The sequence below is a fragment of the Micromonospora sp. NPDC047793 genome, assembly GCF_040642635.1.
In the GTDB taxonomy this organism is placed as follows: domain Bacteria; phylum Actinomycetota; class Actinomycetes; order Mycobacteriales; family Micromonosporaceae; genus Micromonospora.
Map to the genome: position 1 here is coordinate 43,475 of NZ_JBEYSG010000002.1, position 26,845 is coordinate 70,319.

Sequence of the window (26,845 nt, forward strand, 5' to 3'; positions counted from 1 at the left end):
CGCCGTGGCGGTTTCGAGGTCACGGGGACAATGATGGGGTGGCCGGCGCGAGCCGGTGTACCCCGATGCGAGTGCGAGGAATGATGACCACGGCGAAACAGTCGGCGATCGCGGACACCTCCGCCGCCGACCACGAGGCGGTCCTCACCGAGCTGGCCGAGGCGCTGCGGCGGGTCCGCGGAGGCGATCTGAAGGTCAGGCTGCCCCGGCGTTCGGGGGCGGCCGGTGAGGTGGCCGACGCCTTCAACGACGTGGTGTCGCTCCAGGAGCGGCAGCATCTGGACCTGCGCCGGATCAGCCGCGTCGTGGGTCGCGACGGTCGGCTGACCGAACGCCTGGACGAGGAGGGGCTGGACGGCTCCTGGGCGGAGGGGCAGCGCGCGGTCAACTCGTTGATCGACGACCTGGGTCGGCCCACCACCGAGATCGCCCGGGTCATCGTGGCCGTCGCCGACGGCGACCTCTCCCAGCACATGGCGCTGGAGATCGACGGTCGCCCGCTGCGCGGCGAGTACCTGCGCATCGGCCGCACGGTCAACACCATGGTCGACCAGCTCTCGTCCTTCTCCAACGAGGTGACCCGGGTGGCCCGGGAGGTGGGCACCGAGGGCAAGCTCGGCGGTCAGGCCGACGTCCGCGGGGTGGCCGGCACCTGGAAGGACCTCACCGACTCGGTGAACACCATGGCCTCGAACCTGACCGGCCAGGTGCGGTCGATCTCCCAGGTCGCGACGGCGGTGGCGAAGGGCGACCTGTCGCAGAAGATCACGGTCAGCGCGCGCGGCGAGGTGGCGGCGCTGGCCGACACCATGAACTCGCTGACCGACACGCTGCGTCTCTTCGCCGAGCAGGTGACCCGGGTGGCCCGCGAGGTGGGCACCGAGGGCAAACTCGGTGGTCAGGCGGAGGTGCCCGGCGTGGCCGGCACCTGGAAGGACCTGACCGACAGCGTCAACTCGATGGCGTCGAACCTGACCGCCCAGGTCCGCAACATCGCCCAGGTCTCCACGGCGGTGGCCCGGGGTGACCTGTCGCAGAAGATCACGGTGGCCGCCCAGGGCGAGATCCTGGAACTCAAGGACACCGTGAACACGATGGTGGACCAGTTGTCGTCGTTCGCCGACGAGGTGACCCGGGTGGCCCGCGAGGTGGGCACCGAGGGCAAGCTCGGCGGTCAGGCCCAGGTGCGCGGTGTCTCCGGCACCTGGCGGGACCTGACCGAGAACGTCAACCAGCTCGCCGGCAACCTGACCAGCCAGGTGCGGAACATCTCCCAGGTGTCCACGGCGGTGGCCCGGGGTGACCTGTCGCAGAAGATCACGGTGGATGCCCGGGGCGAGATCCTGGAGTTGAAGTCGACGGTCAACACGATGGTGGACCAGCTCTCGTCCTTCGCCGACGAGGTCACGCGGGTGGCCCGTGAGGTGGGCACCGAGGGCAAGCTCGGTGGTCAGGCCGAGGTGAAGGGTGTCTCGGGCACCTGGCGGGATCTGACGGACAACGTGAACTCGATGGCGTCGAACCTGACCGGTCAGGTGCGGAACATCGCGTCGGTGACGACGGCGGTGGCGAAGGGCGACCTGTCGCAGAAGATCACGGTGGACGCCCGGGGCGAGATCCTGGAGTTGAAGTCGACGGTCAACACGATGGTGGACCAGCTCTCGTCCTTCGCCGACGAGGTCACGCGGGTGGCCCGCGAGGTGGGCACCGAGGGCAAGCTCGGTGGTCAGGCGCAGGTGAAGGGCGTCGCCGGCACCTGGCGGGACCTGACGGACAACGTGAACTCGATGGCGTCGAACCTGACCGCCCAGGTCCGGAACATCGCCCAGGTCTCCACGGCGGTGGCCCGGGGTGACCTGTCGCAGAAGATCACCGTCGACGCGCAGGGCGAGATCCTGGAGTTGAAGTCGACCGTGAACACGATGGTGGACCAGCTCTCGTCCTTCGCCGACGAGGTGACCCGGGTGGCCCGGGAGGTGGGTACGGAGGGCAAGCTCGGTGGTCAGGCCGAGGTCAAGGGTGTCTCCGGGACCTGGCGGGACCTGACGGACAACGTGAACTCGATGGCGTCGAACCTGACCGGTCAGGTGCGGAACATCGCGTCGGTGACGACGGCGGTGGCGAAGGGCGACCTGTCGCAGAAGATCACCGTCGACGCGCAGGGCGAGATCCTGGAGTTGAAGTCGACGGTCAACACGATGGTCGACCAGCTCTCGTCCTTCGCCGACGAGGTCACGCGGGTGGCCCGCGAGGTCGGCAGCGAGGGCAAGCTCGGTGGTCAGGCGCAGGTCAAGGGCGTCTCGGGCACCTGGCGGGACCTGACCGAGAACGTCAACCAGCTCGCCTCGACCCTGACCACCCAGCTCCGTGCCATCGCCCGGGTCTCCACCTCGGTGACCCGAGGTGACCTGACCCAGCGGATCACCGTCGAGGCGCAGGGCGAGGTCGCCGAGCTCAAGGACAACATCAACCAGATGATCGTCACCCTGCGGGAGACCACCCACAAGAACGCGGAGCAGGGCTGGCTCGACTCCAACCTGGCCCGCATCGGTGGTCTGTTGCAGGGCCAGCGCGACCTCGGTGAGGTCTGCCGGATGATCATGCAGGAGGTGACCCCGCTGGTCGACGCGCAGCTCGGCGCGTTCTTCCTGGCGGACAACTCCGAAGGGGTGATGCGGCTGCGGTTGACCGCCTCGTACGGCTACGTCTCGCGGGGACACGACGTCACCTTCGGGCCCGGTGAGGGACTCGTCGGTCAGGCGGCGATCTCTCGGCGCACGATCCGGGTCGGCGCGGTGCCGGACGGCCGCATCACGCTCCGCTCCGGGCTCGCCGACACCCCGCCGGCCGACCTGGTCGTGCTGCCCGTCCTCTTCGAGGGCGAACTGCTCGGCGTGATCGAGTTCGCCACCGTCACCCCCTTCTCCGAACTGCACCTGGCGTTCCTGGAGCGGCTAGTCGCCACCATCGGCATCGCGGTCAACACCATCCAGGCGAACCGGCGAACCGAGGAGCTGCTGGCCCAGTCGCAGCGGCTGGCCCACGAGTTGCAGGAGCAGTCGGCGGAGTTGCAGCGCACCAACGCCGAGCTGGAGGAGAAGGCGACGCTGCTCTCCGAGCAGAAGGGCAACATCGAGACCAAGAACCGGGAGATCGAACTGGCCCGGCTCGGCCTGGAGGAGAAGGCGCAGCAGCTCACCCGGGCCTCGGCGTACAAGTCGGAGTTCCTGGCGAACATGAGCCACGAGCTGCGGACGCCGCTGAACTCGCTGCTGCTGCTGGCCCGGCTGCTCGCCGAGAACTCGGAGCAGAACCTCAGCCCGAAGCAGATCGAGTTCGCCCGGACCATCCACGGCGCCGGGTCCGACCTGCTCTCGTTGATCGACGACATTCTCGACCTGTCCAAGATCGAGGCGGGCCGGATGGACGTCGAGCCGACCGAGATCCAGTTCGCGGAGATCCGCAACTACGTGGAGCAGGCGTTCGCGCCGCAGGCCGACGAGAAGGGCCTGGACTTCCAGGTACGCGTCGGCAAGGACCTGCCGGCAGCGGTGGTCACCGATGCCCAGCGGCTCCAGCAGATCCTGCGCAACCTGCTCTCGAACGCGGTCAAGTTCACCGACAACGGCGCGGTGACGCTGCGCATCGCGCGTGCCCCGGAGCACGCGGTGTTCGACGTTCCGGCACTGACCAACGCCCGGCAGGTGCTCGCGTTCACGGTGATCGACACCGGCATCGGCATCTCCGACGACAAGCTGTCGCTCATCTTCGAGGCGTTCCAGCAGGCGGACGGCACCACCAGCCGTCGCTACGGCGGCACCGGTCTGGGGCTGTCGATCAGCCGGGACCTGGCCCGCCTGATCGGCGGCACGATCACCGTCACCTCGGCGCCGGGCCAGGGCTCGACGTTCACGCTGTACCTGCCCGACGTGCTGGCGCCGGACGCGGTGGTGGCGCCGTCGCCGCCGTCGCCACAGCGGGCCGGTCTGCCGTCGTCGCTGCTGATGCCGCCGGTGGAGCTGCTGCCGCAGCGGCCGGAGGCACCGAAGACCCGTCAGCTCGACGGCGCCACCGTGCTGATCGTCGACGACGACGTCCGCAACGTCTTCGCCCTGACCAGCGCGCTCGAACTGCACGGCATGACCGTCCTGTACGCCGACAACGGCACCGACGGGGTACGCCTGCTGGCGGAGCACCCGGAGGTGGACATCGTCCTGATGGACGCGATGATGCCCGACCAGGACGGGTACGAGACGACCCGGCAGATCCGCCGGAACCACCGCTTCGTGGACCTGCCGATCGTCTTCCTGACCGCCAAGGCGATGCCCGGTGACCGGGAGTCGGCGATCGCGGCCGGGGCCAGCGACTACATCACCAAGCCGGTCGACCTGGACGAGCTGATCGAACTCATGACCAGCTCCATCAGTGGCAGCCGCACCGAGGAGGGCTCGTGACGCAGGTGGCGAAGGCGCTGCTGGTCGATGACCGCAGGGAGAACCTGATGGCCCTGGAGGCGATCCTCCAGGGTCTGCCGGTGCAGACGGTCGCGGTGGAGAGCGGCGAGGCGGCGCTGAAGCAGTTGTTGGTGGACGACTTCGCGGTGATCCTGCTGGACGCCCAGATGCCGGACATGGACGGCTTCGAGACGGCGAGTCACATCAAGCGGCGGGAACGGACCCGGCACGTACCGATCATCTTCCTGACCGCCGCCGACCGCGACGCCCAACTGGCGCTGCGCGGCTACGCCGTCGGCGCGGTGGACTACCTGACCAAGCCCTTCGACCCCTGGGTGCTGCGGGCCAAGGTCTCGGTCTTCGTGGAGCTGTGGACGAAGACCCGGCAGTTGGCCGCGCAGTCCGAGATGGTGCGGGAGCGCGACGCCCAGTGGCGACTGCTGACCGACGCGGTCGACGAGGCGAGCACCCTGCTGCGGACCGCCGACAAGGACCCTGACGCCGTCTCGCAGGCGGTGGCCCTGCTGGAGCAGGCCCGCTGGGGCACCACCTCCTGACACCGCCCGATCGTGACGTCGCCGTGGACTGCCGCCCGGTGGTCCACGACAGCGTCACGATCGACCCGGCGGCCCGTGATCGGGACCGGGGTGAGCGGTGTCTTAGCTGGTAGGGGCGTCGTTACGGATCATCAGGGCACTGCGCAGGCCCGTGATGTCGAGTACGCGTATCAGGAACTCGCCCACGTTGGTCAGCAGGAGCAGGCTCTGCGCGTGGCTGGCCTTGCGGCTGAGGACCACGAGCGTCCCCAACCCCTGCGAGTCGCAGAAGGTGACCCCGCCGAGATCGAGCACGATCCGGGGCGGGGGTTCGGTGAGCACTTCGTTGACGACGGTCGACAGCTGGGCGGCCGTGAGCATGTCGATCTCACCGGCCAGGCGAAGCACTGCTTCGTCACCAGTCCGGTGTACGGTGATGGACAGTTCGGCACGATCCACCGGGTCAGCCTAGCGCGATCTCGGGCACCCGGCCCGTCGAGGCGAACCGCCTCCGCCCAGCGTGCCGCAGGTGAGCCGGATAACCCTGAACTGGGGTGCCTGCCGATCCGCCGTCGGGCGCTGACACAATGGCGGCATCGTGACCGAGGTGTTTCCCGCCGGAACCGACCGCTATCCGGTCGACGCGCCGGCCTCAGAGGCCCTGTTCGACCGCGCCCGCGCCATCGTGCCGGGCGGGGTGAACTCCCCCGTGCGTGCCTTCCGAGCGGTCGGCGGCACCCCACGCTTCATGGTCCGTGGCGAGGGACCATGGCTCCACGACGCGGACGGGCGACGCTACGTCGACCTGGTCTGCTCCTGGGGCCCGCTGATCCTCGGCCACGCCCATCCCGAGGTGGTGGCGGCCGTGCAGGCCGCCGCCGCGCAGGGCACCAGCTTCGGCACGCCCACCCCGGGCGAGGTCGACCTGGCCGCCGAGATCGTCGCACGCACCCCGGTCGAGCAGGTCCGGCTGGTCAACTCGGGCACCGAGGCGACCATGTCGGCGATCCGGCTGGCCCGGGGCTACACCGGGCGCTCGAAGATCATCAAGTTCGCCGGCTGCTACCACGGGCACGTGGACGCGCTGCTGGCCGCCGCCGGCTCCGGCGTGGCCACCCTCGGCCTGCCCGACTCGCCCGGCGTCACCGGCGCGGCGGCCAGCGAGACCATCGTGCTGCCGTACAACGACCTCGCCGCGGTGCAGGAGGCGTTCGCCGCCGAGGGCGAGCACATCGCCGCCGTGATCACCGAGGCGGCGCCGGGCAACATGGGCGTGGTGGCGCCCCGGGACGACTTCAACGGCCAGTTGGCGGGGATCGCGCACGCGCACGGCGCGCTGCTCATCATCGACGAGGTGATGACCGGGTTCCGGGTCTCCCGCTCCGGCTGGCACGGCCTCGATCCGGTCGACGCGGACCTGTGGACGTACGGCAAGGTCATGGGTGGTGGGCTGCCCGCGGCGGCGTTCGGCGGGCGCACGGAGATCATGTCGCGACTGGCTCCGGCCGGTCCGGTCTACCAGGCCGGCACCCTCTCCGGTAACCCGCTGGCCTGCGCCGCCGGCCTGACCACGCTGCGGCTCGCCGACGAGGCGCTGTACCGCCGGCTGGACGACACCGCCGCCGTGGTGGGCAAGCTCGCCGGCGACGCGTTGGCCGCCGCCGGGGTCCCGCACCGGCTGTCGTACGCGGGCAACATGTTCTCGATCTTCTTCACGGACGCCGACGTGGTCGACTACGACAGCGCCCGCACCCAGCAGGTGCCCGCGTTCAAGGCGTTCTTCCACGCGATGCTCGCGGCCGGGGTCTACCTGCCGCCGAGCGCGTTCGAATCCTGGTTCGTGTCGGCGGCGATCGACGACGCCGCCCTGGAACAGATCGCCGCCGCCCTGCCGGTGGCGGCCAACGCGGCGGCAGCGACGACAGGGGTGTAGACCAATGAGTAAGACGGTGGTCCACGTGCTACGGCACGGAGAGGTGTACAACCCGGACGGCATCCTCTACGGCCGGCTGCCCGGGTTCCGCCTCAGTGAGCTCGGTGTCCAGATGGCCAAGGCCGCCGCGCAGGGGCTCGCCGAACGCGAGGTCGTGCACGTGGTCGCCAGCCCTCTGGAGCGCGCCCAACAGACCGCCGAACCGATCGCCGCGCAGTTCGGGCTCCCCGTCGGGGTCGACGAACGGCTCATCGAGAGCGCCAACTGGTTCGAGGGCAAGAAGGTCTCGCCCGGCGACGGCTCCTTCCGTGACCCGCGTAACTGGTGGGTGCTGCGGGACCCGGTGACCCCCTCCTGGGGTGAGGCGTACCGGGTGATCGCCGAGCGGATGTTCGCCGCGCTGCACGCGGCCCGGGTCGCCGCCGAGGGGCGGGAGGCCGTCCTGGTCTCGCACCAGCTCCCGATCTGGACGCTGCGTCGGCACGTCGAGCGCAAGCGGCTCTGGCACGACCCGCGCCGTCGGCAGTGCGGTCTGGCCTCGCTGACCACGTTCCACTTCGACGGCGCCAAGATCGTCGGGATCGGCTACTCCGAGCCGGCCGCGCATCTGGTGGCGATCTCGCCGACCGCGCGGACGGCCAAGGGGGCCTGAGATGCGTACCCGCAGGTGGGCCGTTGGTCTGCTCGCCGCTGTCACCGCGACGACGGTGCTGAGCGGCTGCACCGGCGGTGGCCGGGAGGCGGCCTGCGACAACACGGGCGGCATCGTGGAATGCGCCCCGGACCAACGGTCCGACGCGCCGCGCCTCGCCGGTGACCTGCTCGACGGCGGTTCCTACGACGTGACGCAGCAGCGGGGCCAGGTCGTCGTGGTCAACTTCTGGGGCTCCTGGTGCGCGCCGTGCCGGGCCGAGGCCGACGACCTGGAGAACACCTACCAGGCGACCAAGGACTCCGGGGTGACCTTCCTCGGCATCAACGTGCAGGACAGCCGGGACAAGGCGATCGCCTTCGAGGAGGGCTTCGGGATCAGCTACCCGAGCATCTTCGACCCGGGCAGCCGCCTCGCCCTCGACCTGGACATCCCGCCGAACACGATTCCCGCCACCGTGGTTCTGGACCGGGAGGGCCGGATCGCGACCGTGATCCGGGCGGCGGTACGCCAGGAGGGCCTGCAACCCATCGTCGAGCGGATCGCCGCAGAGTCGACCGCGGCGTCCGGCCCGCGCTGATGGGCGAGACCTTCGGTCAACTCGCCGTCTCGGGGCCACTGCTACTGGCGATCGGCGCGGCGGCGCTGGCGGGACTGGTCAGCTTCCTCTCCCCATGCGTCCTGCCCCTGATGCCGGGCTACCTGTCGTACGTGACCGGCTTGGCCGGCGCCGACCTCGAGGGCCGAGATGTAAGGAAGGGCCCCCTACTAACGCCTGGTGTAGAGGAGGGGTCCCCTCCTAACACCTCGGGCGGGGGGACGGCGCTGCGGGAGCGCACCCGGGTCAGCCCGGCGGTCAAGGGGCGCGTACTCGCCGGGACGCTGCTCTTCATCGCCGGTTTCACCGTGGTGTTCACCGCCACCGCGATCCTGTTCAGCAGCATCGGCCGGGTCTTCTTCGACTACGAGCGGGCGCTGGAGATCGTCGTCGGCGCGTTGATCGTGGTGCTCGGGCTGGGCTACCTCGGGGCGCTGCCCGGCTTCCAACGCGAGTTCCGGATCAACCGTCTGCCCAACGCCGGCCTGCTCGGCGCACCCGTCCTCGGTGCCGTGTTCGCCCTGAGCTGGGTTCCCTGCACCGGCCCGACGCTGGCCGCGGTGCTCGGCATGGCCACCACCAGCGGGCAGACCGACCGCGCGGTCATCCTCGCGGTGGCGTACTGCCTCGGGCTGGGCATCCCGTTCATCGTCTTCGGGCTGGGCTTCAACCGACTGCTCGGGGTCTTCCGCACGATCCGGCGGCACAGCCGCTGGGTCACCCGGATCGGTGGCGTACTGCTGATCCTGATCGGGCTGGCCCTGCTCACCGGCGGTTGGACCAACGTCGTGATCTGGTTGCAGACCACCATCGGGGTGGGCGATTTCGAGGTGAGCATCTGATGACCGCGGTGGACGACCGGCCCGCCACGCCAGCCCAGTCACCCCGGCGCCGCCCCCACGCGCTGCTCCGCAACTCGTGGCGGCAGCTGACCAGCATGCGTACCGCGCTGGTGTTGCTCTTCCTGCTCGCGATCGCCGCGATCCCGGGTTCGGTGCTGCCGCAGCGTGGCGTCAACCCGGAGGACGTCCGGGACTTCTACACCGCGAACCCGCAGCTCGCGCCGGTGCTGGATCGGATCGGCGCGTTCGAGGCGTTCAGCTCGGTCTGGTTCTCCGCGATCTATCTGCTGCTGTTCACCTCGCTGATCGGGTGCATCACGCCCCGGCTGCGCGATCACGTCCGGGCGCTGCGGGCCAGGCCGCCGGCCGTACCGAAGCGGTTGGAGCGGTTGCCCCAGCACGCGGTGGTGCCGGCGCCCGCCGGTGGCGCGGCCGCGGTCGCCGAGACCCTGCGCCGCCGCCGGTGGCGGGTGGCGGTACGCGGCGACGAGATCTCCGCCGAGAAGGGCTACCTCAAGGAGACCGGCAACCTGATCTTCCACAGCGCGATGGTGCTGCTGCTGGTCGGTGTCGCGCTCGGTTCCTGGTACGGCTGGCACGGCAACCGGCTGCTCGTCTCCGGCCCGGACGGCGTCTTCTGCAACACCCGCCAGCAGTACGCCGAGGCGAAGCTCGGCCCGCGCGTCGGCGACGACCTGCCTCGGTTCTGCATGCAGCTCGACGAGTTCGAGGCCGAGTTCCTGCCGAGCGGTCAGCCCTCGTTCTTCAACGCCAAGGTCACCGTCGACGAGGACGGCGGTGCGCCCCGGGCGGCCGAGTTCTCGGTCAACTCGCCGCTGCGCCTCGACGGCGCGAACGTCTATCTGCTCGGCCACGGCTACGTGCCGCTGATCCGCTACACCGACCGGTTCGGCAACACCCAGACCAGTACGGTGCCGTTCCTCACCACCGGCGACATGGGTCTGACCAGCGAGGGCCTGGCGGCCTTCCCGGACGCCAACGTCGACCCGGCGACCGGCGAGCGGAATGCGGACCTCCAGATGGCCTTCTCCGGCCTGTACCTCCCGACCGCACCGCAGGAGCCCCCGTTCACCCGGTCCGAGTACCCGACGGAGCAGAATCCGCTGCTCGGGCTGATCGCGTACCGGGGCAACCTGGGCCTCGACGGCGGCATCCCCGGCTCGGTCTACCAGCTCGACCAGCGGCAGATCCGCAACGGCCGGCTCACCGAGGTCGGCTCCAAGGACCTGCGCAAGGGCGAGAGCTGGACGCTGGACGACGGCACCACGGTCGAGTTCGTGGGCACCGAGCGCTACATCGTGCTCTCCGTGCGGCACGATCCGGGCACGATGCTGCTGCTGGTCAGCTCCGTCGGGCTGGTGCTCGGGCTGATGGGCTCGCTCTTCGTCCGGCGACGCCGGATCTTCGTCCGGGTGCTGCCCGCCGGCTCCGGGCCCGCCGGCTCCGGACCCAGTGGCTCCGAGCCCTCCGTGGCCGGGCTTCCTGGTGCCGCACCCCCCGCCGGTGGATCTCCGACGGGCGGTAGTAGCTTGGTCGAGGTGGCTGGCCTGCCCCGGACCGAACATCCGGGGTTCGCCGCCGAGTTCAGCCAACTGGTCGCCGCGATCGGCGATGACCGGCGGACCGGCGAGGCCATCGACCCGGACGAGCGGGCCGGGGCGCGAGAAGGAGCCGAGTGATGTCCGCACTCTCCGACCAGGTGGTGTCGATCGCCACCCTGGTGTACCTGCTGGCGATGATCAGCCACGCGGTCGAGTACGCCCTCGGCAACTCGCGGGTCAAGGTGACGGCGCCCCCGGCCCGCGAACTGGTCGGCGCGGCGGTCGGCGGCGGCGCCGGGTCGGCGGGGGCCGGCAGCCTGACGGGTACGGTCGGCGCCGACGGCGTGGCCGGGGCCGGCGGCGGGGCGGCACTGACGCCCGCCGAACGCACCGCGAAGCGGGCCGCACTCGCCGGCTGGATCGCGGTGGCCCTGACCGGCGTGGGCGCGGCCCTGCACCTGGTCGGGCTGGTCACGCGGGGTATCGCCGCCGAGCGGATGCCCTGGGGCAACATGTACGAGTTCGTGCTCACGGTCTCGTTCATCGGGGTGGCCGCCTGGCTGGTGGTGCTCTGGAAGGTGCCGTCGCTGCGCCGCCTCGGGCTGTTCCTGACCCTGGTCATGGTGCTGCTGGTGGCCACCGCCGAGCTGGTGCTCTACACCCCGATCGTGCCGCTGGTGCCGGCGCTCAACTCGTACTGGTTCGTCGTGCACGTGTCGACCGTCGTCTTCGCCTCGGGACTGTTCCTGCTGGGCTCGGTGCCGGCCGCCACGTATCTGATGCGGGCCGGCTACGAACGCGGCAAGCGCAGCTTCCCGTACACGCTGGCGAAGAAGCTGCCGGCGGCGGCCAGCCTGGAACGCCTCACCTTCGTCCTGCACGCCTTCGCGTTCCCGCTCTTCACCTTTGCGGTGATCGCCGGTGCGATCTGGGCCGAGGCGGCCTGGGGTCGGCCGTGGGGCTGGGACCCGAAGGAGACCTGGTCGTTCATCTCCTGGGTGATCTATGCCGGTTACCTGCACGCCCGCGCGACGCCGAGTGTGAAGCGCAACGTGGCCGCCTGGCTTGCCATCCTGGGCTTCCTGACGGTGCTGATGAACCTCTTCGGCGTGAACATCTTCTTCGAGGGCCTGCACTCCTACGGCGGTCTGTGAGAACAGAACCCAGGATGTAGAACTACACTTCTTATAACTGTAGTTCTACATTTTGGTGGTCCGCCATGAGGCTGTCGAAGCCTGTCGAGATCTTCGACCGCGACGCGGAATGGGCCGAGCTGACCCGTTTCGCGACCGACGTTCGCCCAGGTGCAACGCTCGGAGTCGTCAGCGGGCGCCGCCGCCAGGGCAAGACCCTGCTTCTGTACGAGTTGGCAAAGGCCACCCGCGGGTTCTACTTCGGGGCGACCGAGGCGACGCCGGCCGAGTCCCTTCGGCGACTCGGTGAAGCTCTCGGCCGGTACGCCGGCAGCCCGGGCCCGGTGCAACTGTCGGACTGGCAGCATGCCGTTGACGCCCTGCTCGCCTTGGGCAAGGAGCGTGCCGTCACCGTGGTGATCGATGAGTTCCCCTACCTGGCCAGGGCCAGCCGGGATCTTCCGTCGATCATCCAGCACGCACTCACCCCTGGCCGACCTGAGCGCACCGGCTCACGTACCCGCCTTCTCCTGTGCGGATCGGCGCTCTCCTTCATGGGCGGTCTGTTGGCCGGCTCCGCACCGCTGCGGGGCCGGGCCGGGCTCGAACTGCCGATCGCGCCGCTCGACTACCGCGCCGCAGCGGAGTTCTGGGGTATCGGTGACCCGCGACTCGCCGTCCAGGTGTTCGCCATCGTGGGCGGCACGCCGGCCTACCGGCGGGAGTACGTCCAGGACGACGCGCCGGAGGGGCCTGACGACTTCGACGACTGGGTGGTGCGCGCCGTGCTGAATCCGGCCCGGCCACTCTTCCGCGAGGCGCGCTACCTGCTCGCCGAGGAACCGGATCTGCGCGACACCGCGCTCTACCATTCAGTGTTGGCTGCGGTCGCCGAGGGCAGCGCCACCCGGGGCGGCATCGCCGGTTTCATCGGGCGCAAAGCCACCGACTTGCAGCATCCGTTGACGGTCCTGGAAGACGCCGGGCTGCTCGTGCGGGAGCCTGACCCGCTGCGTAGCGGGCGTAGCCGGTACCGGATCGCCGAGCCGTTGATCACCTTCTACCAGGCTCTGATGCGTCCCGCATGGACCGCTCTGGAGCAGCGCCGTGGCGCGGACGTCTGGCGCCGATCCCAGCAGCGATACGCGAGCGCGGTGCTGGGCCCCGGCTTCGAGGAAATGGTCCGGCAGTGGACGCTGCGTTTCGTCGCCCCCGAAACGCTGGGTGGCATCGCCGCCGAAGTGCAGGCGGCGGTGCTCACGGACCCGGCGAGCCGGACGAGTCAGGAACTCGACCTGGTGGCGCTCGGGGAACTGCCGGCAGGTGACGGCCCACGACCATTGCTGGCCCTGGGGGAGGCCAAGTGGGGTCGTACGCTGGGCCGCTCAGATTTCGAACGGCTGGTCCGGGCACGTGAGCTGCTGCGGGGGCGGCCCGGTCTCGATCTGGATCACACGCGGTTGTTGCTCGCCAGCGCTGCGGGGTTCACCGACGAGCTGCGGCAGCTAGCCGTCAGCCGACCGGACGTGGTCCTGGTTGATGCCGCCCGGCTCTACTCCGGCGAGTGAACCGGCTGCCGGCCCTGGTCGGCGCCGTAGTCACCAGTCCCTGCCGAGGCGGCTCAGGGTCTCGTCGACGCGCAGCGTGATCTGGTAGGCGATCTCCGGCACGTCGGCCAGGTCGATGCGCTCGGCACGCATCTCCAGCTGCGCGTGCAGTTCCCGGGCGATCGCGTCGCGGAGACTGGTGAGCAGCGGCGACAACCCGTCCGGATCGCCGACGACGTACGCGTCCGACATGCGCCAATCCTGCCGTCCCCGACGCCCGCCGCCCCCGCACCTGTGAGATATCCCGTCCGTGCTCTGCCTCCGCCGAGGAGATCTTGGACAGTCTCCGTTATCTACGAACGGCAACTGTCCAAGATCTCAAACGTCGACGCGTCGTGGGCTCAAGGGGCTGAGGTTTCGGGCGGACGGGGTGTGCGCGGGGCGGCCCAGCCGAGGAAGCGTTCGTGTAGCGACGCGGGCTTCGGCACGTTGTGTGGATCGAGTCGATACAGGTCGTCCACGGCGTCGTACAGCATCATGCTGGTCCGGCTCGGGTCGCCGCAGTGGATGCAGGAGTGGGAGGCCAACGAGCGGCAGGCGACCGTGCTGCGCTCGTTCCAGAACACGGTGGTGCCGGGACTGTTGCAGACCTCGGCGTACGCCCGCGCGTTGTTCCGCAGCGTCGGCCTCTACGACGAGGAGGAGGTGGAGCAGCGGGCGTCGGCCCGGCTGGAGCGGCAGGCGGTGCTGACCCGCGAGCGACCGCCGCAGCTCGTCGCGGTGCTGGACGAACACGTGCTGCGTCGCCCGGTCGGCGGCCCGCTGGTGATGCGGGAGCAGTTGCGCCGGCGGCAACTGCGTCGAGGTGGCCGACAACCTGCCCGGCGTGGTCGCCGTACGCGACAGCAAGGACCGGGACGGCGAGGTGCTGATCTTCGGCCCGGCCGCCTGGCGCGCGTTCGTGGCGCTGGCCCGCCGCCACTGACCTGCCGTCCATCGCCCGTGGGGCGAGTCGACCACCGGCCATGCCGGAGAGGTCAGACCGGTTCGTCGCGGTGGCGCAGGTCGTTGCGGACGGTGGGCGGGACGCGTAGCCGCTCATCCGTGCAGAGTCGCCGCAACTCGTCCGCATTCCCGTCGGGATCGCGGGTGAGTCGGGCCAACTCGTCGAAGAGTGCCATCCGCTCCTCGTCGATCGTCTCCTCCGGCTCCGGCATCGCACCCCAACTGTCCCAGGGCAGCAGTTCCGTCGTGCCCAGCGCGGCGGCGTCCCGCATCAGGTTGCCGGCGATCCACCACCAGCCGGCCTCGTCGGTCCCGGTGAGCCCGAAGGTGTCCGGGTCGGCGCGGCCCGCACGGCACCGCGCCCAGGCATCACCGGCGACCAGGAACCGGTCCCGTGATACGTCCATGGTGTCGAAGTCGATGCCGAACAGCTCTCGTTGGAACTCGTCGAGCTGGGCGTCGACCATGATCCAACGGCGCTGCTCCGCGTTCCAGTACTCGCCGACCCAGTGGTCCTCGTACCGCCCCTGTGCCAGGTAGTCGCCGAAGCCGCAGCGGGCGCGGGCCGGCACGCCACGAGCCCGCAGCACGGTGACCAGCAGGACGCTGTAGTGCCGGCAGTTCCCCGCCATCCGGTGCTCGGGCTCCCGCGGGACGTCCAGCGGCCGGTCGTCCCGGGTCACGATGCCGGCGAGCAGCTCGGCGGCGGGCCGCAGGTGCACGCTGCGCCGGTCGGCATCGGACAGGGTGACGCCGTACGCCCCGGCTATGTGCTCGTGGATCACCAGTCCCTGGATCGTCCGGGCGATCGCCGCCGGGTCCGCCGGCACCGCGTCGAGGAGTCCGGCGTACGCCCCGGCGGAGGTCAGCCGCCCCGGCCGCGCGTACCGGGAGAGAGTCGTCGATTCGTGGTGCATCCGATCCATTTCTGCGATCAGCTCGAAAGGGCTCGACCAGGCAGAGGTGACCGGTCCGGGATGGGCGGAACCAGCCCCGGTCACCATCCCGAACCGGCCACCATCAGGACTGAATCTGGACGACGACCGCTACCTCGTCGTTGTCCCGGTCGTCGTCCCACCAGGAGGGGTACGGCCCGGGCATGTTGAGGCTCACCGCGCCGGCCGCACCACCCACGGAGGTGATCCGGACCCCGAAGTCCACCTGATAGGTCTCACCGGCGGCGAACACCGAGCTGGGTACCGCGCAGCGGTACCAGGAGGCCCCGGGTTGCGGCTCGCCGCTGTACCAGCCGTCCTCCGACTCGTAGAGCGCGACACAGCGGTCGGGCACGGACTCCACGGTCACCCCGGACGGCACCCGGACGTAGAACGGTGCCACCTCGCCCGCGCCGCTGCGGAAGTCGTCGAGGTCTCCCGCGCCGATGTTCCGGACCCCGGCGCGCAGGATGGTCGAACCGCCGACCGGACCGACGACCGGCTCGGCCAGGGCGGCCAGGTCCAGGCTGTTCGGCACGTTGTCGACGTAGAAGGAGGCCCAGTTGTCGCCCGGGTCGATCTCGGGCGTCAGGACGCGGGCCGCTGCGGACGTGGTCCGGCTGGGACGCAGCCTCAGCTCGGTGCCGCCCTCCCGGCGCTGGTAGCCGAGTTGCGTCGGCAGCGCCGCAGCACCGGTCAGCGGCTCGACGAACTGGTCGAGGCTCTCCCCGGCGTAGGCAGAGCCGCCGATCTCGAACCCGAAGCCGCCGGACACCTCCATCGTCGCTCCCGGGCGGACCCGTCCGTTCAGGTCGCAGACGACCGAGGTCCGGTGACCGGTGAGCGGGGCGTACCAGCAGTTGGACCAGGTCGACGGCGTCAACCCCGAGGAGAGGGTGAAGGTGATCCGGACTCCTCTGCTGGTCCGGTTGCCGACGTTCGTGAGCCGGATCGGCGCGGACAACAGATCACCGACCGCAGCCGTGTCGACCCGCCCGCCGCCCAGGTTGACCAGGTCCGCGCCGTCACCGACGGACACCGTCGCCGTGGCGACGAAGGGATCGGCGTTGTCGGCCACCGCTCGGTACGACACTGTGGCGCTGTCGCCCCCGGAGGCACCGGCCAGTGGCCGGAACAACACCGGGATGCTGCCGATCTGGAGGCTCGAGTCCGGGTCGACGTCCGGTGGCAGCGGGCAGGTGACCTGGGTGCCCGACGTGGCGCACCAGGCGGGGAACTCGGCGGAAGCCACGCCGAGCAGGCCGGTCAGGTCGACGACGACCCGTGGATTCACCGCGTCCTGGGCGTACACGTAGAGCGGCTTGGCCTTGCCGGGGGCGCCGGCTGCGCCGATCACGACATCGTCGAGCTGGGCCTGGAACCAACCGGACCCGGTCTCGGCCTGGGCCGGAGCACCGAGCGCCACGAGTGAGGCGGTGACCGCCAACACCACGGCGGCTCGTCCCGCACGGGCGTGCGGGCGTCGCGCAGATCGCATGTGACTCCTTGCGTGGAGGGACCCGACGGCACGCCGACACCACCCGTGGCGGGGCCGTTCGGGAACCATGAGCTTAGATGCGCGGTACGACACACGACGCCCCGTGCGACGTGATCTCCGCCCGAAAGTCGGCCCGGCTTGGCAGGCGGGTCCGGCGGTGCGGGAGACTTGCTGCATGGCGGCTCGTGGGTTCCCGTACACCGATCTGAAGGACTTCCTGGCGGCGTTGGAGCGCGCGGGCGAGCTACGGCGCGTCGGCGTACCGGTCGATCCGGCGCTGGAGATCAGCGAGGTCGTCACGCGGACCGTGCGGGCGGACGGGCCGGCGCTGCTCTTCGAGCGGCCCACCCGGGGCGAGATGCCGGTGGCGATCAACCTCTTCGGCACCGAGAAGCGCACCGCGATGGCGCTCGGCGTCGAGTCGCTGGACGAGATCGGCAACCGGATCGGCGAGATGCTCAAGCCGGAACTGCCGATGGGCTTCTCCGGCATGATGGGCGGCCTGGGCAAGGTGATGCAGCTCAAGTCGATGCCGCCCAAGAAGGTCAAGACCGCCCCGTGCCAGCAGGTGGTCTACCGGGGCGACGACGTCGACCTGAACCGGCTGCCGGGGCTCCAGGTGTGGCCGGGCGACGGCGGCATCTTCCACAACTTCGGGCTGACCCACACCAAGCACCCGGAGTCCGGCAAGCGCAACCTCGGCCTCTACCGGCTCCAGCAGCACAGCCACAACACGCTCGGCATGCACTGGCAGATCCACAAGAACTCCACCGCGCACCACGCCGTGGCCGAGCGGCTGGGCCAGCGGCTGCCGGTCGCCATCGCCATCGGCTGCGACCCGGTGGTCAGCTACGCGTCCAGCGCGCCGCTCCCCGCCGACATCGACGAGTACCTGTTCGCCGGGTTCCTGCGCGGCGAGCGGGTGGAGATGGTCGACTGCCTGACCGTCCCGTTGCAGGTGCCCGCGCACGCCCAGGTGGTGCTGGAGGGCTACCTGGAGCCGGGGGAGCGCCTGCCCGAGGGACCGTTCGGCGACCACACCGGCTTCTACACCCCCGTCGAGCCGTTCCCGGTGCTGCACGTCGAGGCGATGACCATGCAGCGTGACCCGGTCTACCACACGATCGTCACCTCGAAGCCGCCGCAGGAGGACCACGGTCTCGGCAAGGCCACCGAGCGGATCTTCGCGCCGCTGCTGCGCTTCCTCATCCCGGACATCGTCGACTACGACCTGCCGGCCGCCGGGGTCTTCCACAACTGCGCGATCGTGTCGATCCGCAAGCGGTACCCGAAGCACGCGCAGAAGGTGATGAACGCGATCTGGGGCGCGCACATGATGTCGCTGACCAAGCTGATCGTGATCGTGGACGAGGACTGCGACGTGCACGACTACCGCGAGGTGGCGTTCCGCGCCTTCGGCAACGTCGACTACGCCCGTGACCTGCTGCTCACCGAGGGGCCGGTGGACCACCTGGACCACGCCTCCTACCAGCAGTTCTGGGGCGGCAAGGCGGGCATCGACGCCACCCGCAAGCTGCCCACCGAGGGCTACACCCGGGGCTGGCCGGAGGAGATGACCATGTCGCCCGAGGTCGTCTCGCTGGTCGACAAGCGCTGGAAGGAGTACGGCATCTGATGGCGACCGCCGCCGTGGAGCCGGCCGAACGTCCCGGGCGCGTGAAGTCCTTCCTCAAGCTCGTGGCGATCGAGCACTCGGTGTTCGCGTTGCCGTTCGCGTACCTGTCGGCGTTGACCGCGATGCAGGTCAACGGTGGCCGGGTGCGCTGGCTCGACCTGCTGCTGATCACCGTGGCGATGGTCGGGGCACGGACGTTCGCGATGGCCGCGAACCGCATCCTGGATCGCCGGATCGACGCGCGGAACCCGCGTACCGCCAACCGGGAGCTGGTCACCGGCGCGGTGAGCCTGCGCACGGCCTGGACCGGCGCGGGTGTCGCCCTGGTGGTCTTCCTGGCCGCCGCCGCCCTGCTCAACCCGCTCTGTCTGGTGCTCGCGCCGCTGGCCGTGGTGCCGTTGGTGGTCTACCCGTACGGCAAGCGGTTCACCAACTGGCCGCACGCCATCCTGGCGCTCGCCCAGGCGGTCGGGCCGATCGGTGCCTGGCTGGCGGTCACCGGCACCTTCGCCGGCTCCGGACCGGCCTGGCTGCTCGGCGCGGCCGTCGGCCTGTGGATCGGCGGCTTCGACCTGATCTACGCCTGCCAGGACGCCGAGGTGGACCGCGAGATCGGGGTGCACAGCGTGCCGTCGCGGTACGGCCTGCGCTTCGCCCTGCACGCCTCCACGGTCTCGCACGTGGTGACGTTCGCCCTGTTCGGATGGTTCGGCGTGCTGGTCGGCTTCGGCTGGCTCTGGTGGATCGGTCTGCTGCTCACCGCCGTCGCCTTCGGCTACCAGCACCTGGTGGTCACGCCGACCGACCTGAGTCGGGTCAACCGGGCGTTCTTCACCGCCAACGGTTTCGTCGGCATCGCCCTGTTCGCCTTCGCCGTGCTCGACCTGGTCGTCCGGCTCGGCCTGCGCCCCTGAACCCACGTGTTAGGAAGGGACCCTTCATCTACCGGAGGCGTTAGTAAGGGGCCCTTCCTTACCCGCGTAGCGGGTGCTCTCCAGCGTCCAGTCGATGGTGCCGCGCAGGGCCCGGGACACCCCGTCGAGATGGGTGGTGACGGCCTCGTCCAGCGCCGGGCCGAACGACGGCACCCGGGTCCGCTGGTCGACGAACTCCCGCAACGTCTCGTGCCAGCGTCGGGTCACCGACTCGATCGCGGCCTCCCGGGACAGCCGGTGTTCGGCGGCAGTCGCCAGCACCAGGTTGTGCCCTCCGGCGGTGGCCTCGTCGCGCTCCAGCGAGGCGAGGTCGTTGTACCAGGAGAGCAGGTCGTTGCCGAGGTCCCGGAACCGGCTCAGCGCCGGATGGTGGTAGACCGCGTCGGGCAGGGGCCGACCGGTGACGAACTCGCCCAGCAGATACGACACGTACGCGGCCGAGGTGGCGCGGCGCAGTTCGACGTACTCGGTGACGCCGGGCCGGTGGCCGTCGGCCTTGTTGGCCGCCTCCTGCCAGGTCCCGTCGAGATGGTAGGCGACCGCGTCGGCGAATCGTGCCCGCCAGGGGGCCGGCATCCGGCGGCGCGGCTCCCGCCACGCGGTCACCAGCAGCCGCCGCAACGGCCCGACCAGCCCGGTCTGCGGTGACCGGGTCTGCCCGCGCAACAACGCCAGTACACCGTCGCGCAGTCCACGGATCTCGGTGAGGGTGAACTGGCCGGGCTTGTCACAGGCGTCGTCGACCAGGAAGAACCAGGTGAACAGCGCGGTGAGCACCCGCAGGTCGGGCTCGTCGGCGTCCGGGTAGAGCCGGCCGGCGTAGCGGGCGAAGCGGGCCCCGGCCAGGAGCCTGGCGGTCGCCGGGTCCACGGTCAGCCCGGTCCGGGGCAGCCAGTGGATCAACCACTCCTGCACGTCGTCCGCGTACGGTGACAGGCTGGACGGGATCGGACACGCGTCCCGCAGCGAGGGCAGGACGTCCCGACTCATCCCGATCCCTCCTCTGAGGTGCCGTACCGCATGCGGCACCAGGAGCATGCCAGGTCGCGAAGGTCCCCGCACGCCGATCGGACATCGGTGTCGTAACGCCCGCAGACCGCCGGATCAGGGCAGGTCCCGGGGGTACTGCACCGGCGTCGACGGTGACCAGGCAGGCTTGGGGGATGCGTGAACCATGGGTGGTCGGGGTCTCCGGGGCCTCCGGCACGCCGTACGCGGCCGCAGTCGTCCGCGGGCTGCTCGACGCCGGGGAGTCGGTGGACCTGATCGTCTCCCGGGCCGCCCGGCTGACCGTGCTGGACGAGACCGGCAGACCGTTCCGGGACGCCCACTGGGCCGACGACCTAAGTGCCTGGCTCGGTCGTGACCTGGACGGAGCGGACGTGCGGCACTGGCCCGCCGGTGACCTGGCGGCCGGGCCGAGCAGCGGCTCGTACCCGGTGCGTGGCATGGCGGTGGTGCCCGCGAGCACGGCCGCCTGCGCCGGCATCGCCATCGGCCTGTCCAAGGACCTGTTGCAGCGCGCCGCCGAGGTCAACCTCAAGGAGCGCCGACGGGTCGTGGTGGTGCCCCGGGAGACCCCGGTGACCCGTAGCCACCTGGAACACCTGATCGCGTTGCACGACGCCGGTGCGGTGGTGCTGCCGGCCAGTCCCGGCTTCTACGGCGCGGGAGCCGCGGCCACGGCGGCCCAACTCGTGGACTTCGTGGCCGGCAAGGTGCTCGACGCTCTCGGCGTACCGCACACCCTGTTCCGCAGGTGGGCGGGGAAGTTGAACGCGGACCGGACCTGACGACCGGTCCGCGTCCTGACCCGCACCACTCAGTACATGCCGGCGTTGGCCGGACCTGGGCCGGTCGAGGCGGCTGGGCCGTTGTTGCGTGGTCTGCCCATCTCGTCCGCCTCGTCCAGCATGCCCTCCCCTTCAAGCAGGGCCCGCACCTCGGATTCCCGAAACCGGCGGTGCCCTCCTGGAGTCCGGATACTGCCGATCCGGCCCGCTGCCGCCCATCGCGTGACAGTCTTCGGGTCAACCCGAAACAGCGCGGCGACCTCACCCGGTGTCAGCAGGCGATCTCCAGTGTCCACAGCCCCCTCCTCGCGTCGACGAAGCCCCCGGCTGAACACACTGCCCCCGGCCGGTGCGAGCCCAGAGCCGTCATGAGGGACGTATGGCAATTACAGCACCAGCGAACTGGCCTGTCCGCCAAACGCGAAAAACGCACTGAGTGAGAAGTTAGTAAATGGTAGCGGCGGCACGCCCTTCCGACCCTGGGTATGCGAACTGTCACCCACTGCCATGCCCAACCGACACCGGAGTCCCGGTGTCACACGCCGCCGACTAGGGTCACAGTCCGTGGACGCCATCGACCGCAGCCTCGTGGACCTGCTCCGGGGCAACGCCCGCCTGTCGTACGCCGAACTGGCCCGCCAGGTCGGCCTATCCGCGCCGGCAGTGCACGAACGGGTCGGCAAGTTGGAGTCCGGCGGGGTCATCCGGGCCTACCGGGCCGACGTCGAGCCGGAGGCCGTGGGGCTGGGCGTCACCGCCCTGATCGGCATCGTCGAGGACTCCGGCGCGGACACCGACGACGTGCTGGAGGCGTTCCGGGCGATACCGGAGATCGAGTCCTGCTACTTCATGGCCGGAGTCGAGTCCTTCCTGCTCAAGGCGCGGGTGAGCACCATCGTCGAGCTGGAGCGCCTGATCGTACGGCTGAACCGGACACCCGGGGTGGCCTCCACCCGGACCGGCATCGCCCTGTCGACCAAGTGGGAGAACCGGCCCCAGCCGGTGGCGCAGACCACGTCCTGAGCGGCTTGCTACCTTTCCGAGCGTGACTCATCTCGACCGGTGCGACGAAGCCTGCCGGCAGTGGGTGACCGAGGCGATCGCCGCCGTCGAGGCGGACGCCAACCGGTCCGCCGACACCCACCTGCTGCCCTTCCCGCTGCCCCGGTCGTGGGGGATCGACCTCTATCTCAAGGACGAGTCGGTGCACCCGACCGGCTCGCTCAAGCATCGGCTGGCCCGCTCGCTCTTCCTGTACGGGCTCTGCAACGGCCGGATCGGGCCGGAGACCACGATCGTCGAGGCGTCGTCGGGCTCCACGGCGGTCTCCGAGGCGTACTTCGCGCGGATGCTGGGGTTGCCGTTCATCGCGGTGATGCCCGCCTCGACGTCGCCGGAGAAGATCGCCCAGATCGAGTTCCAGGGCGGCCGGTGCCACCTGGTGCAGGACCCGGCCAAGGTGGTCATCGAGGCACGCTGGCTCGCCGAGGACTCCGGTGGGCACTACATGGACCAGTTCACCTACGCCGAACGGGCCACCGACTGGCGGGGCAACAACAACATCGCCGAGTCGATCTACGCGCAGCTCGCGCTGGAACGCCATCCCGTACCCGCCTGGGTGGTGGTCGGCGCCGGCACCGGCGGCACCAGCGCCACCATCGGCCGGTACGCCCGCTACCGGCGACTGCCCACCAAGCTCTGCGTCGTGGACCCGGAGAACTCCGCGTTCTATCCGGCCTGGCAGGCGGCCGACTGGTCGGTCCGCACCGGCCGGGGCTCGCGCATCGAGGGGATCGGTCGGCCGACCGTGGAGGCGTCGTTCCTGCCCGCCGTGGTGGACCGGATGGTGCAGGTGCCGGACGCCGCCTCCCTGGCCGCCATGCGGGCCGGGTCGGCCGTCCTCGGCCGACGGGTGGGCGGGTCGACCGGCACCAACCTGTGGGGCGCCTTCGGGCTGATCGCGGAGATGCGCGCCGCCGGGCAGACCGGCTCGGTGGTCACGCTGATCTGCGACGCCGGCGACCGGTACGCCGACACGTACTACGCCGACGAGTGGGTGGCCGCACAGGGCCTCGACCTGGCCCCGCACCTGGCGACCGTGCAACGCTTTCTGGCCGACGCTTCCTGGCCGGGCTGAACCGGCCGACGCGTCAGCGGGGCGTCGCGCGCTCCGCCAGTCCGGGGTAGTGCCGCACGTAGCCGTCGGGGTCCACGTCGACGTCGGCGCTGAAACCGTCGCTGGCGTACCGGAACCGGTGTGGGCCCAGCCCGGTGTAGACCTGCTCGGTGGGGAGCACCGTCAGGCTCGGCAGCAGTACCCAGGCCACGTCGATCCGGTGGGTGGTGTCGGCCGGCGCGGTGGTCAGGCCGAGCCGCCGCAGCGGCAGCGTGTTGAACAGCGGCGAGCCGCCCAGGTCGACGTCGAGGGCGTCGGCCAGGCGGTCGGGATCCTCCAGGCCGGGCAGCCCGGCCGGAGCCCGCCCGGCGGCGGAGAGGACCGCGTCCAGGTCACCCTGCTCGGCGGCGGTCACCCGCCACCGTTCGGTCGCCCGTTCCAGGCGTACGCTCCGCCGCCACCCGGCGCCCTCGACCTCGACCTCCAGGCGGACACTGACCCACTCGGAGTCGGTGGCCACCTGGTAGCGGCAGGTGTAGGGCACCGGGTCGACCGCGATCTGGGTGCCGTACGCGGTCAGTCCGGACCCGTCGTCGACCACGGCGTGTTCGGCACCGGCCGTGTCGGACCGGGTCCACAGCAACGACTTCCGCATGGTCGACATGTTTCGGACGTTACGCCACCGCGCCCGGCCCGGCAGGCCATGCGCCGAACGACGATCAGTAGGTGTGTGCCCGGGGACGACCGGCCGACCCGCGCCGGTCCTCGCCCCGCACCTCCGAGCGCCCGCCCCGGTCGGCGCCGAACCGGCGTTCCCCGCGTGGCTGGTCGCCGTAGGAGCGGTCACCGAAGCGGCGCTCCCCGCTCGGCTGGTCGCCGTAGGAACGGTCACCGAAGCGGCGCTCCCCACGTGGCTGGTCGCTGTAGCTGCGGTCGCCGAAGCGGCGCTCGCCACGCGGCTGGTCGCCGAAGCGACGGTCCCCGCCCGGACGGTCGCCGAAGCGACGGTCGCCGCCGGGACGGTCGCCGAAGCGACGCGGGCCTCCGGTCGGCCGACCGGGCCGACGCGGCTCCTCCCGCTCCTCGCGTACCGGCACCCCGCTCGGCTCGCGGGCTCCGGTCAGCTCGGCCAGGGCGGCGTCACCGACGCGTACCCGGGTCTGCTCCGGCTCCACACCGGCCTTCTCCATCATCGCCAGGGTGGTGCGGCGCTGCTTCGGCAGCACCAGGGTCGCCACCGCGCCCGCCTCGCCGGCCCGCGCGGTGCGCCCGGCCCGGTGCAGGTAGTCCTTCGGGTCCTTCGGCGGGTCGACGTGCAACACCAGCGAGACACCGTCCACGTGGATGCCCCGGGCCGCCACGTCGGTCGCCACCAACACGTTGGTCCGGCCCTCGCGGAACTCGGCCAGGGTGCGGGTACGCATCCGCTGGGTCTTGCCGCCGTGCAGCCCACCCGCGCGTACGCCGACCGCCGCGAGCTGCGTGACCAACCGGTCCACGCCGAGCTGCGTACGGGCGAAGACGATGGTCCGGCCGGACCGTGCCGCGATCGACGCGGTCACCGGGAACTTCTCCTGCGGCGGGATCAGCAGCATGTGATGGTCCATGGTGGAGACCGCAGCGGTCGCGGGCGCGGTGGAGTGGGTCACCGGGTCGGTCATGAACCGCTTGACCAACGCGTCCACGTCGGTGTCCAGGGTGGCCGAGAAGAGCAGACGCTGGGCGTTCGCAGGCGTCTTCGCCAGCAGCTCCGTGACCTCGGGCAGGAAGCCCATGTCGGCCATCTGGTCCGCTTCGTCGAGCACGGTGACCTGGACGTCGTCCAGGCGGCAGACGCCACGGTCGATCAGGTCGGCGAGCCGGCCCGGGGTGGCCACCACCACCTCGACACCCCGGCGCAGGGCGTCGATCTGACGGTCGTAGGGCACTCCGCCGACGGCGGTCTTCAGGAAGACGCCGACGGCCTTGCCCAGCGGCAGCAGCGCGTCGTTGACCTGCATGGCGAGTTCCCGGGTGGGCACCAGGACGAGGGCACGCGGCCGCATCGGGCGGGCCTGGCCACTCTCGGCGACCCGGGCCAGCAGCGGCAGCCCGAAGGCGAGCGTCTTGCCCGAGCCGGTCTGTCCCCGGCCCAGCACGTCGCGTCCGGCGAGGGCGTCCGGCACGGTCGCGCGCTGGATCTCGAAGGGTGTGGTGATGCCCTGCCGGGCGAGGGCGCGCACGAGCGGGTGGGGCAGCCCGAGTGCGCCGAAGTCGATCGACTGGTCGGGGCCGGCGGCGTCGGCCGGCAGATCGGTGGGAACGTCAGAGGCGGACAGGGGCATGCCAGAGGCAGCGGAGGTGGTCAAGAAATGCCTTTCGAGCGGGGCGCACCTTCGCGATGTCCCGCCACGGCACTGCGCCGCCGGATCCGTCCGCAAGAACGCCCATGGGCGCGCAGGAGCGCGCCAGGTCAGTGATCACCCACCAGTGTACGGCGAGTGTCGACCCCGCGCGGGGACCGGATGGGGGTAGTGGGCGGACTCACCCGCCGTTCACCCCGGCAGAGCGCCGGTCAGACCGCTCAGGGCGTCGTTCGTCAGCAGCACGATCAGCACGCTGAACGCCACCAGCAGGCCCAGCGCGACCGCCAGCACGATCGCCACCCGCAGGGTGTTCCCGGAACGCTCGGCCGGAGTGTCCGTCCAACCCTGCGCCAGAATGTGACCGGTGAGTGACCCGGAGTTCTCCTCGCCGACCGGGAAGGCCACGGTGTTGGCTCCCGACCCGCCCGCGTAGTAGGCGCTGAGATCGGACCCGCCGGGATGGTGCGTCGCCGATCCGGCCGTGCGGGAGCCGTCCGACCGGGGACCGGGACCCGCCGTTGCCCGTGGGTCGGCCGCCGCCGCTGTCCCTGGAACCGCCGCCGACGGCGGGCCCGGTCGGACCACCGGCCTGGTGGCGTCGGGGTCGTCCAGTGGCACCGGCCGGGTCCGGTCCTGGTCGGTGCCGGTAGGAGCCGTCGGCGGCTCGGTCGGAAGCAGCCCTGGCCGTACCGAGGGTCGGGGCGCGCCTGCCGGAGAGCCGGCGCTCGGCTCGTCCCGGCGCCCGCCCGGGGTGGTGGGTGGCGGCCAGATCGGCAGCGCCGGAGCGGGCACCACCGGTGGCGCCGACACCGGCGCGGCCGGTGCGGCGCTGGTGGGTGCTGCCGTGGTCGAGGCTGCCGTGGTCGGCGCGGCGGTGGGTGCGGTGGTGGTCGAGGCTGCCGTGACCGAGGCGAAGGTGGCCGGGGGCGGCGGGAACGGCGGCGCGGGCATCGGGCCGGGCGGCGGCGGTGGCGGCGGCACCGGTGGGCCGGGCGGCGGGGACGGCGGACCCGGCACCGGCGGTGCCGGCCGGGGCGCAGGCGGCGCGGGCACCGGCCCCGGCGGGTACGGCCCGGGCGTCGGCGGTGCCGGCACCGGGACGGGTGGCGTCGGTGACGGCGGATTGGGTCCCGGAACCGGTGCGGGTGGCGTCGGTGCGGGCTCCGCCGGGGCCGGATCCGGCACCGGGTGGGGCTCCGGCGTCGTCGGCTGCGGTGGCTCGGCCGGTCGGTCGGGCTGGGTCGGTCGGCCGGGCTCGGACGACTCCGGGGTGACCGGCGCGGACCGGTAGACCCCGGCGGCCCGACCGCCACCACCGGCGGCTG

The 26,845-nt window shown here is 71.0% G+C and carries 24 protein-coding genes and 2 pseudogenes; 17 read left to right on the forward strand and 9 right to left on the reverse strand.

Annotation, left to right across the window (positions count from 1 at the left end; translation table 11 throughout):
- The first annotated feature begins 83 nt into the window (after positions 1 to 83).
- Both ABZ738_RS04825 and ABZ738_RS04830 read left to right on the forward strand, forming a co-directional pair.
- On the forward strand, positions 84 to 4,454 hold the full coding sequence (locus ABZ738_RS04825) for a HAMP domain-containing protein (RefSeq protein WP_131053682.1): 4,371 nt from the start codon (positions 84 to 86) through the stop codon (positions 4,452 to 4,454).
- Positions 4,451 to 5,011 carry a response regulator gene (locus ABZ738_RS04830; RefSeq protein ID WP_131053681.1) on the forward strand — a complete coding sequence of 187 codons (561 nt, stop codon included), beginning with the start codon at positions 4,451 to 4,453 and terminating at the stop codon, positions 5,009 to 5,011. The genes ABZ738_RS04825 and ABZ738_RS04830 overlap by 4 nt, the downstream gene beginning before the upstream one ends.
- A gap of 102 nt (positions 5,012 to 5,113) precedes the next feature.
- Here the strand turns inward: ABZ738_RS04830 and ABZ738_RS04835 are convergent, their stop codons facing one another.
- Positions 5,114 to 5,449: an STAS domain-containing protein gene (locus ABZ738_RS04835; protein WP_131053680.1), complete on the reverse strand. Its 336-nt coding sequence runs from the start codon at positions 5,447 to 5,449 to the stop codon at positions 5,114 to 5,116.
- Between the two features lie 139 nt (positions 5,450 to 5,588).
- Here ABZ738_RS04835 and hemL point away from each other — a divergent pair, with 139 nt between their 5' ends.
- The 7 genes from hemL (at position 5,589) to ABZ738_RS04870 (ending at position 13,278) form a co-directional block, all read left to right on the forward strand.
- On the forward strand, positions 5,589 to 6,923 hold the full coding sequence (gene hemL / locus ABZ738_RS04840; RefSeq protein WP_131053679.1) for a glutamate-1-semialdehyde 2,1-aminomutase: 1,335 nt from the start codon (positions 5,589 to 5,591) through the stop codon (positions 6,921 to 6,923).
- Positions 6,924 to 6,927: 4 nt separating this feature from the next.
- Positions 6,928 to 7,575, forward strand: coding sequence for a histidine phosphatase family protein (locus ABZ738_RS04845; protein ID WP_131053678.1), 648 nt, complete (start codon positions 6,928 to 6,930; stop codon positions 7,573 to 7,575).
- Between the two features lies 1 nt (position 7,576).
- A complete protein-coding gene (locus tag ABZ738_RS04850; RefSeq protein WP_131053677.1) occupies positions 7,577 to 8,155 on the forward strand; it encodes a TlpA disulfide reductase family protein in 579 nt (192 codons plus the stop codon).
- A complete protein-coding gene (locus tag ABZ738_RS04855; protein WP_357211069.1) occupies positions 8,155 to 9,015 on the forward strand; it encodes a cytochrome c biogenesis protein CcdA in 861 nt (286 codons plus the stop codon). Before ABZ738_RS04850 ends, ABZ738_RS04855 begins: the two co-directional genes overlap by 1 nt.
- Positions 9,015 to 10,715, forward strand: coding sequence for a cytochrome c biogenesis protein ResB (locus ABZ738_RS04860; protein ID WP_357211071.1), 1,701 nt, complete (start codon positions 9,015 to 9,017; stop codon positions 10,713 to 10,715). Before ABZ738_RS04855 ends, ABZ738_RS04860 begins: the two co-directional genes overlap by 1 nt.
- Entirely contained in the window at positions 10,715 to 11,731 is a 1,017-nt protein-coding gene (gene ccsB / locus ABZ738_RS04865; protein ID WP_357211074.1) for a c-type cytochrome biogenesis protein CcsB, read from the forward strand. The genes ABZ738_RS04860 and ccsB overlap by 1 nt, the downstream gene beginning before the upstream one ends.
- A 65-nt stretch (positions 11,732 to 11,796) precedes the next feature.
- A complete protein-coding gene (locus ABZ738_RS04870; RefSeq protein ID WP_201272376.1) occupies positions 11,797 to 13,278 on the forward strand; it encodes an ATP-binding protein in 1,482 nt (493 codons plus the stop codon).
- A 30-nt stretch (positions 13,279 to 13,308) separates the two neighbouring features.
- Here ABZ738_RS04870 and ABZ738_RS04875 read toward each other — a convergent pair whose 3' ends face one another.
- Complete coding sequence (locus ABZ738_RS04875) at positions 13,309 to 13,509, reverse strand: hypothetical protein (RefSeq protein ID WP_131053182.1); 201 nt, start codon at positions 13,507 to 13,509, stop codon at positions 13,309 to 13,311.
- A gap of 315 nt (positions 13,510 to 13,824) precedes the next feature.
- On the opposite strand from ABZ738_RS04875, the pseudogene ABZ738_RS04880 reads away from it, so the two are divergent.
- Positions 13,825 to 14,046 (forward strand): annotated as a pseudogene (locus ABZ738_RS04880) (Scr1 family TA system antitoxin-like transcriptional regulator); the annotation flags it as partial.
- A gap of 55 nt (positions 14,047 to 14,101) precedes the next feature.
- A pseudogene (locus ABZ738_RS04885) lies at positions 14,102 to 14,242 on the forward strand (DUF397 domain-containing protein); the annotation flags it as partial.
- A gap of 52 nt (positions 14,243 to 14,294) precedes the next feature.
- Here ABZ738_RS04885 and ABZ738_RS04890 read toward each other — a convergent pair.
- Positions 14,295 to 15,179 carry a transglutaminase-like domain-containing protein gene (locus ABZ738_RS04890; protein WP_131053184.1) on the reverse strand — a complete coding sequence of 295 codons (885 nt, stop codon included), beginning with the start codon at positions 15,177 to 15,179 and terminating at the stop codon, positions 14,295 to 14,297.
- A 103-nt stretch (positions 15,180 to 15,282) separates the two neighbouring features.
- Positions 15,283 to 16,695, reverse strand: coding sequence for a hypothetical protein (locus ABZ738_RS04895; protein WP_357211079.1), 1,413 nt, complete (start codon positions 16,693 to 16,695; stop codon positions 15,283 to 15,285).
- A gap of 175 nt (positions 16,696 to 16,870) precedes the next feature.
- On the opposite strand from ABZ738_RS04895, the gene ABZ738_RS04900 reads away from it, so the two are divergent.
- Both ABZ738_RS04900 and mqnP read left to right on the forward strand, forming a co-directional pair.
- Entirely contained in the window at positions 16,871 to 18,331 is a 1,461-nt protein-coding gene (locus ABZ738_RS04900) for a menaquinone biosynthesis decarboxylase (RefSeq protein ID WP_131053186.1), read from the forward strand.
- Positions 18,331 to 19,245 (forward strand): menaquinone biosynthesis prenyltransferase MqnP, encoded by a 915-nt coding sequence (gene mqnP / locus ABZ738_RS04905; RefSeq protein WP_131053187.1) that lies wholly within the window; start codon positions 18,331 to 18,333, stop codon positions 19,243 to 19,245. The genes ABZ738_RS04900 and mqnP overlap by 1 nt, the downstream gene beginning before the upstream one ends.
- A gap of 24 nt (positions 19,246 to 19,269) precedes the next feature.
- Here the strand turns inward: mqnP and ABZ738_RS04910 are convergent, their stop codons facing one another.
- Complete coding sequence (locus tag ABZ738_RS04910; protein ID WP_131053188.1) at positions 19,270 to 20,256, reverse strand: terpene synthase family protein; 987 nt, start codon at positions 20,254 to 20,256, stop codon at positions 19,270 to 19,272.
- A 173-nt stretch (positions 20,257 to 20,429) separates the two neighbouring features.
- Here ABZ738_RS04910 and ABZ738_RS04915 point away from each other — a divergent pair, with 173 nt between their 5' ends.
- Positions 20,430 to 21,059 carry a UbiX family flavin prenyltransferase gene (locus ABZ738_RS04915; RefSeq protein WP_131053189.1) on the forward strand — a complete coding sequence of 210 codons (630 nt, stop codon included), beginning with the start codon at positions 20,430 to 20,432 and terminating at the stop codon, positions 21,057 to 21,059.
- 29 nt (positions 21,060 to 21,088) lie between these two features.
- On the opposite strand, the gene ABZ738_RS04920 is transcribed toward ABZ738_RS04915, so the two are convergent.
- Positions 21,089 to 21,355, reverse strand: coding sequence for a BldC family transcriptional regulator (locus tag ABZ738_RS04920; RefSeq protein WP_131053190.1), 267 nt, complete (start codon positions 21,353 to 21,355; stop codon positions 21,089 to 21,091).
- 268 nt (positions 21,356 to 21,623) lie between these two features.
- On the opposite strand from ABZ738_RS04920, the gene ABZ738_RS04925 reads away from it, so the two are divergent.
- Both ABZ738_RS04925 and ABZ738_RS04930 read left to right on the forward strand, forming a co-directional pair.
- Complete coding sequence (locus tag ABZ738_RS04925; RefSeq protein WP_131053191.1) at positions 21,624 to 22,082, forward strand: Lrp/AsnC family transcriptional regulator; 459 nt, start codon at positions 21,624 to 21,626, stop codon at positions 22,080 to 22,082.
- Positions 22,083 to 22,104: 22 nt separating this feature from the next.
- Positions 22,105 to 23,196 carry a PLP-dependent cysteine synthase family protein gene (locus ABZ738_RS04930; RefSeq protein WP_131053192.1) on the forward strand — a complete coding sequence of 364 codons (1,092 nt, stop codon included), beginning with the start codon at positions 22,105 to 22,107 and terminating at the stop codon, positions 23,194 to 23,196.
- Between the two features lie 13 nt (positions 23,197 to 23,209).
- Here the strand turns inward: ABZ738_RS04930 and ABZ738_RS04935 are convergent, their stop codons facing one another.
- From ABZ738_RS04935 to ABZ738_RS04945, 3 genes are all read right to left on the reverse strand, one after another.
- The gene (locus tag ABZ738_RS04935; protein WP_176095618.1) at positions 23,210 to 23,830 is read right to left on the reverse strand and encodes a putative glycolipid-binding domain-containing protein; all 621 of its coding nucleotides are present in this window, start codon (positions 23,828 to 23,830) and stop codon (positions 23,210 to 23,212) included.
- A 64-nt stretch (positions 23,831 to 23,894) separates the two neighbouring features.
- Entirely contained in the window at positions 23,895 to 25,499 is a 1,605-nt protein-coding gene (locus ABZ738_RS04940; protein ID WP_131053193.1) for a DEAD/DEAH box helicase, read from the reverse strand.
- A gap of 210 nt (positions 25,500 to 25,709) precedes the next feature.
- Complete coding sequence (locus ABZ738_RS04945) at positions 25,710 to 25,925, reverse strand: hypothetical protein (RefSeq protein WP_131053194.1); 216 nt, start codon at positions 25,923 to 25,925, stop codon at positions 25,710 to 25,712.
- A 235-nt stretch (positions 25,926 to 26,160) separates the two neighbouring features.
- On the opposite strand from ABZ738_RS04945, the gene ABZ738_RS04950 reads away from it, so the two are divergent.
- Positions 26,161 to 26,811: a hypothetical protein gene (locus tag ABZ738_RS04950; RefSeq protein WP_357211087.1), complete on the forward strand. Its 651-nt coding sequence runs from the start codon at positions 26,161 to 26,163 to the stop codon at positions 26,809 to 26,811.
- Positions 26,812 to 26,845 lie beyond the last annotated feature (34 nt).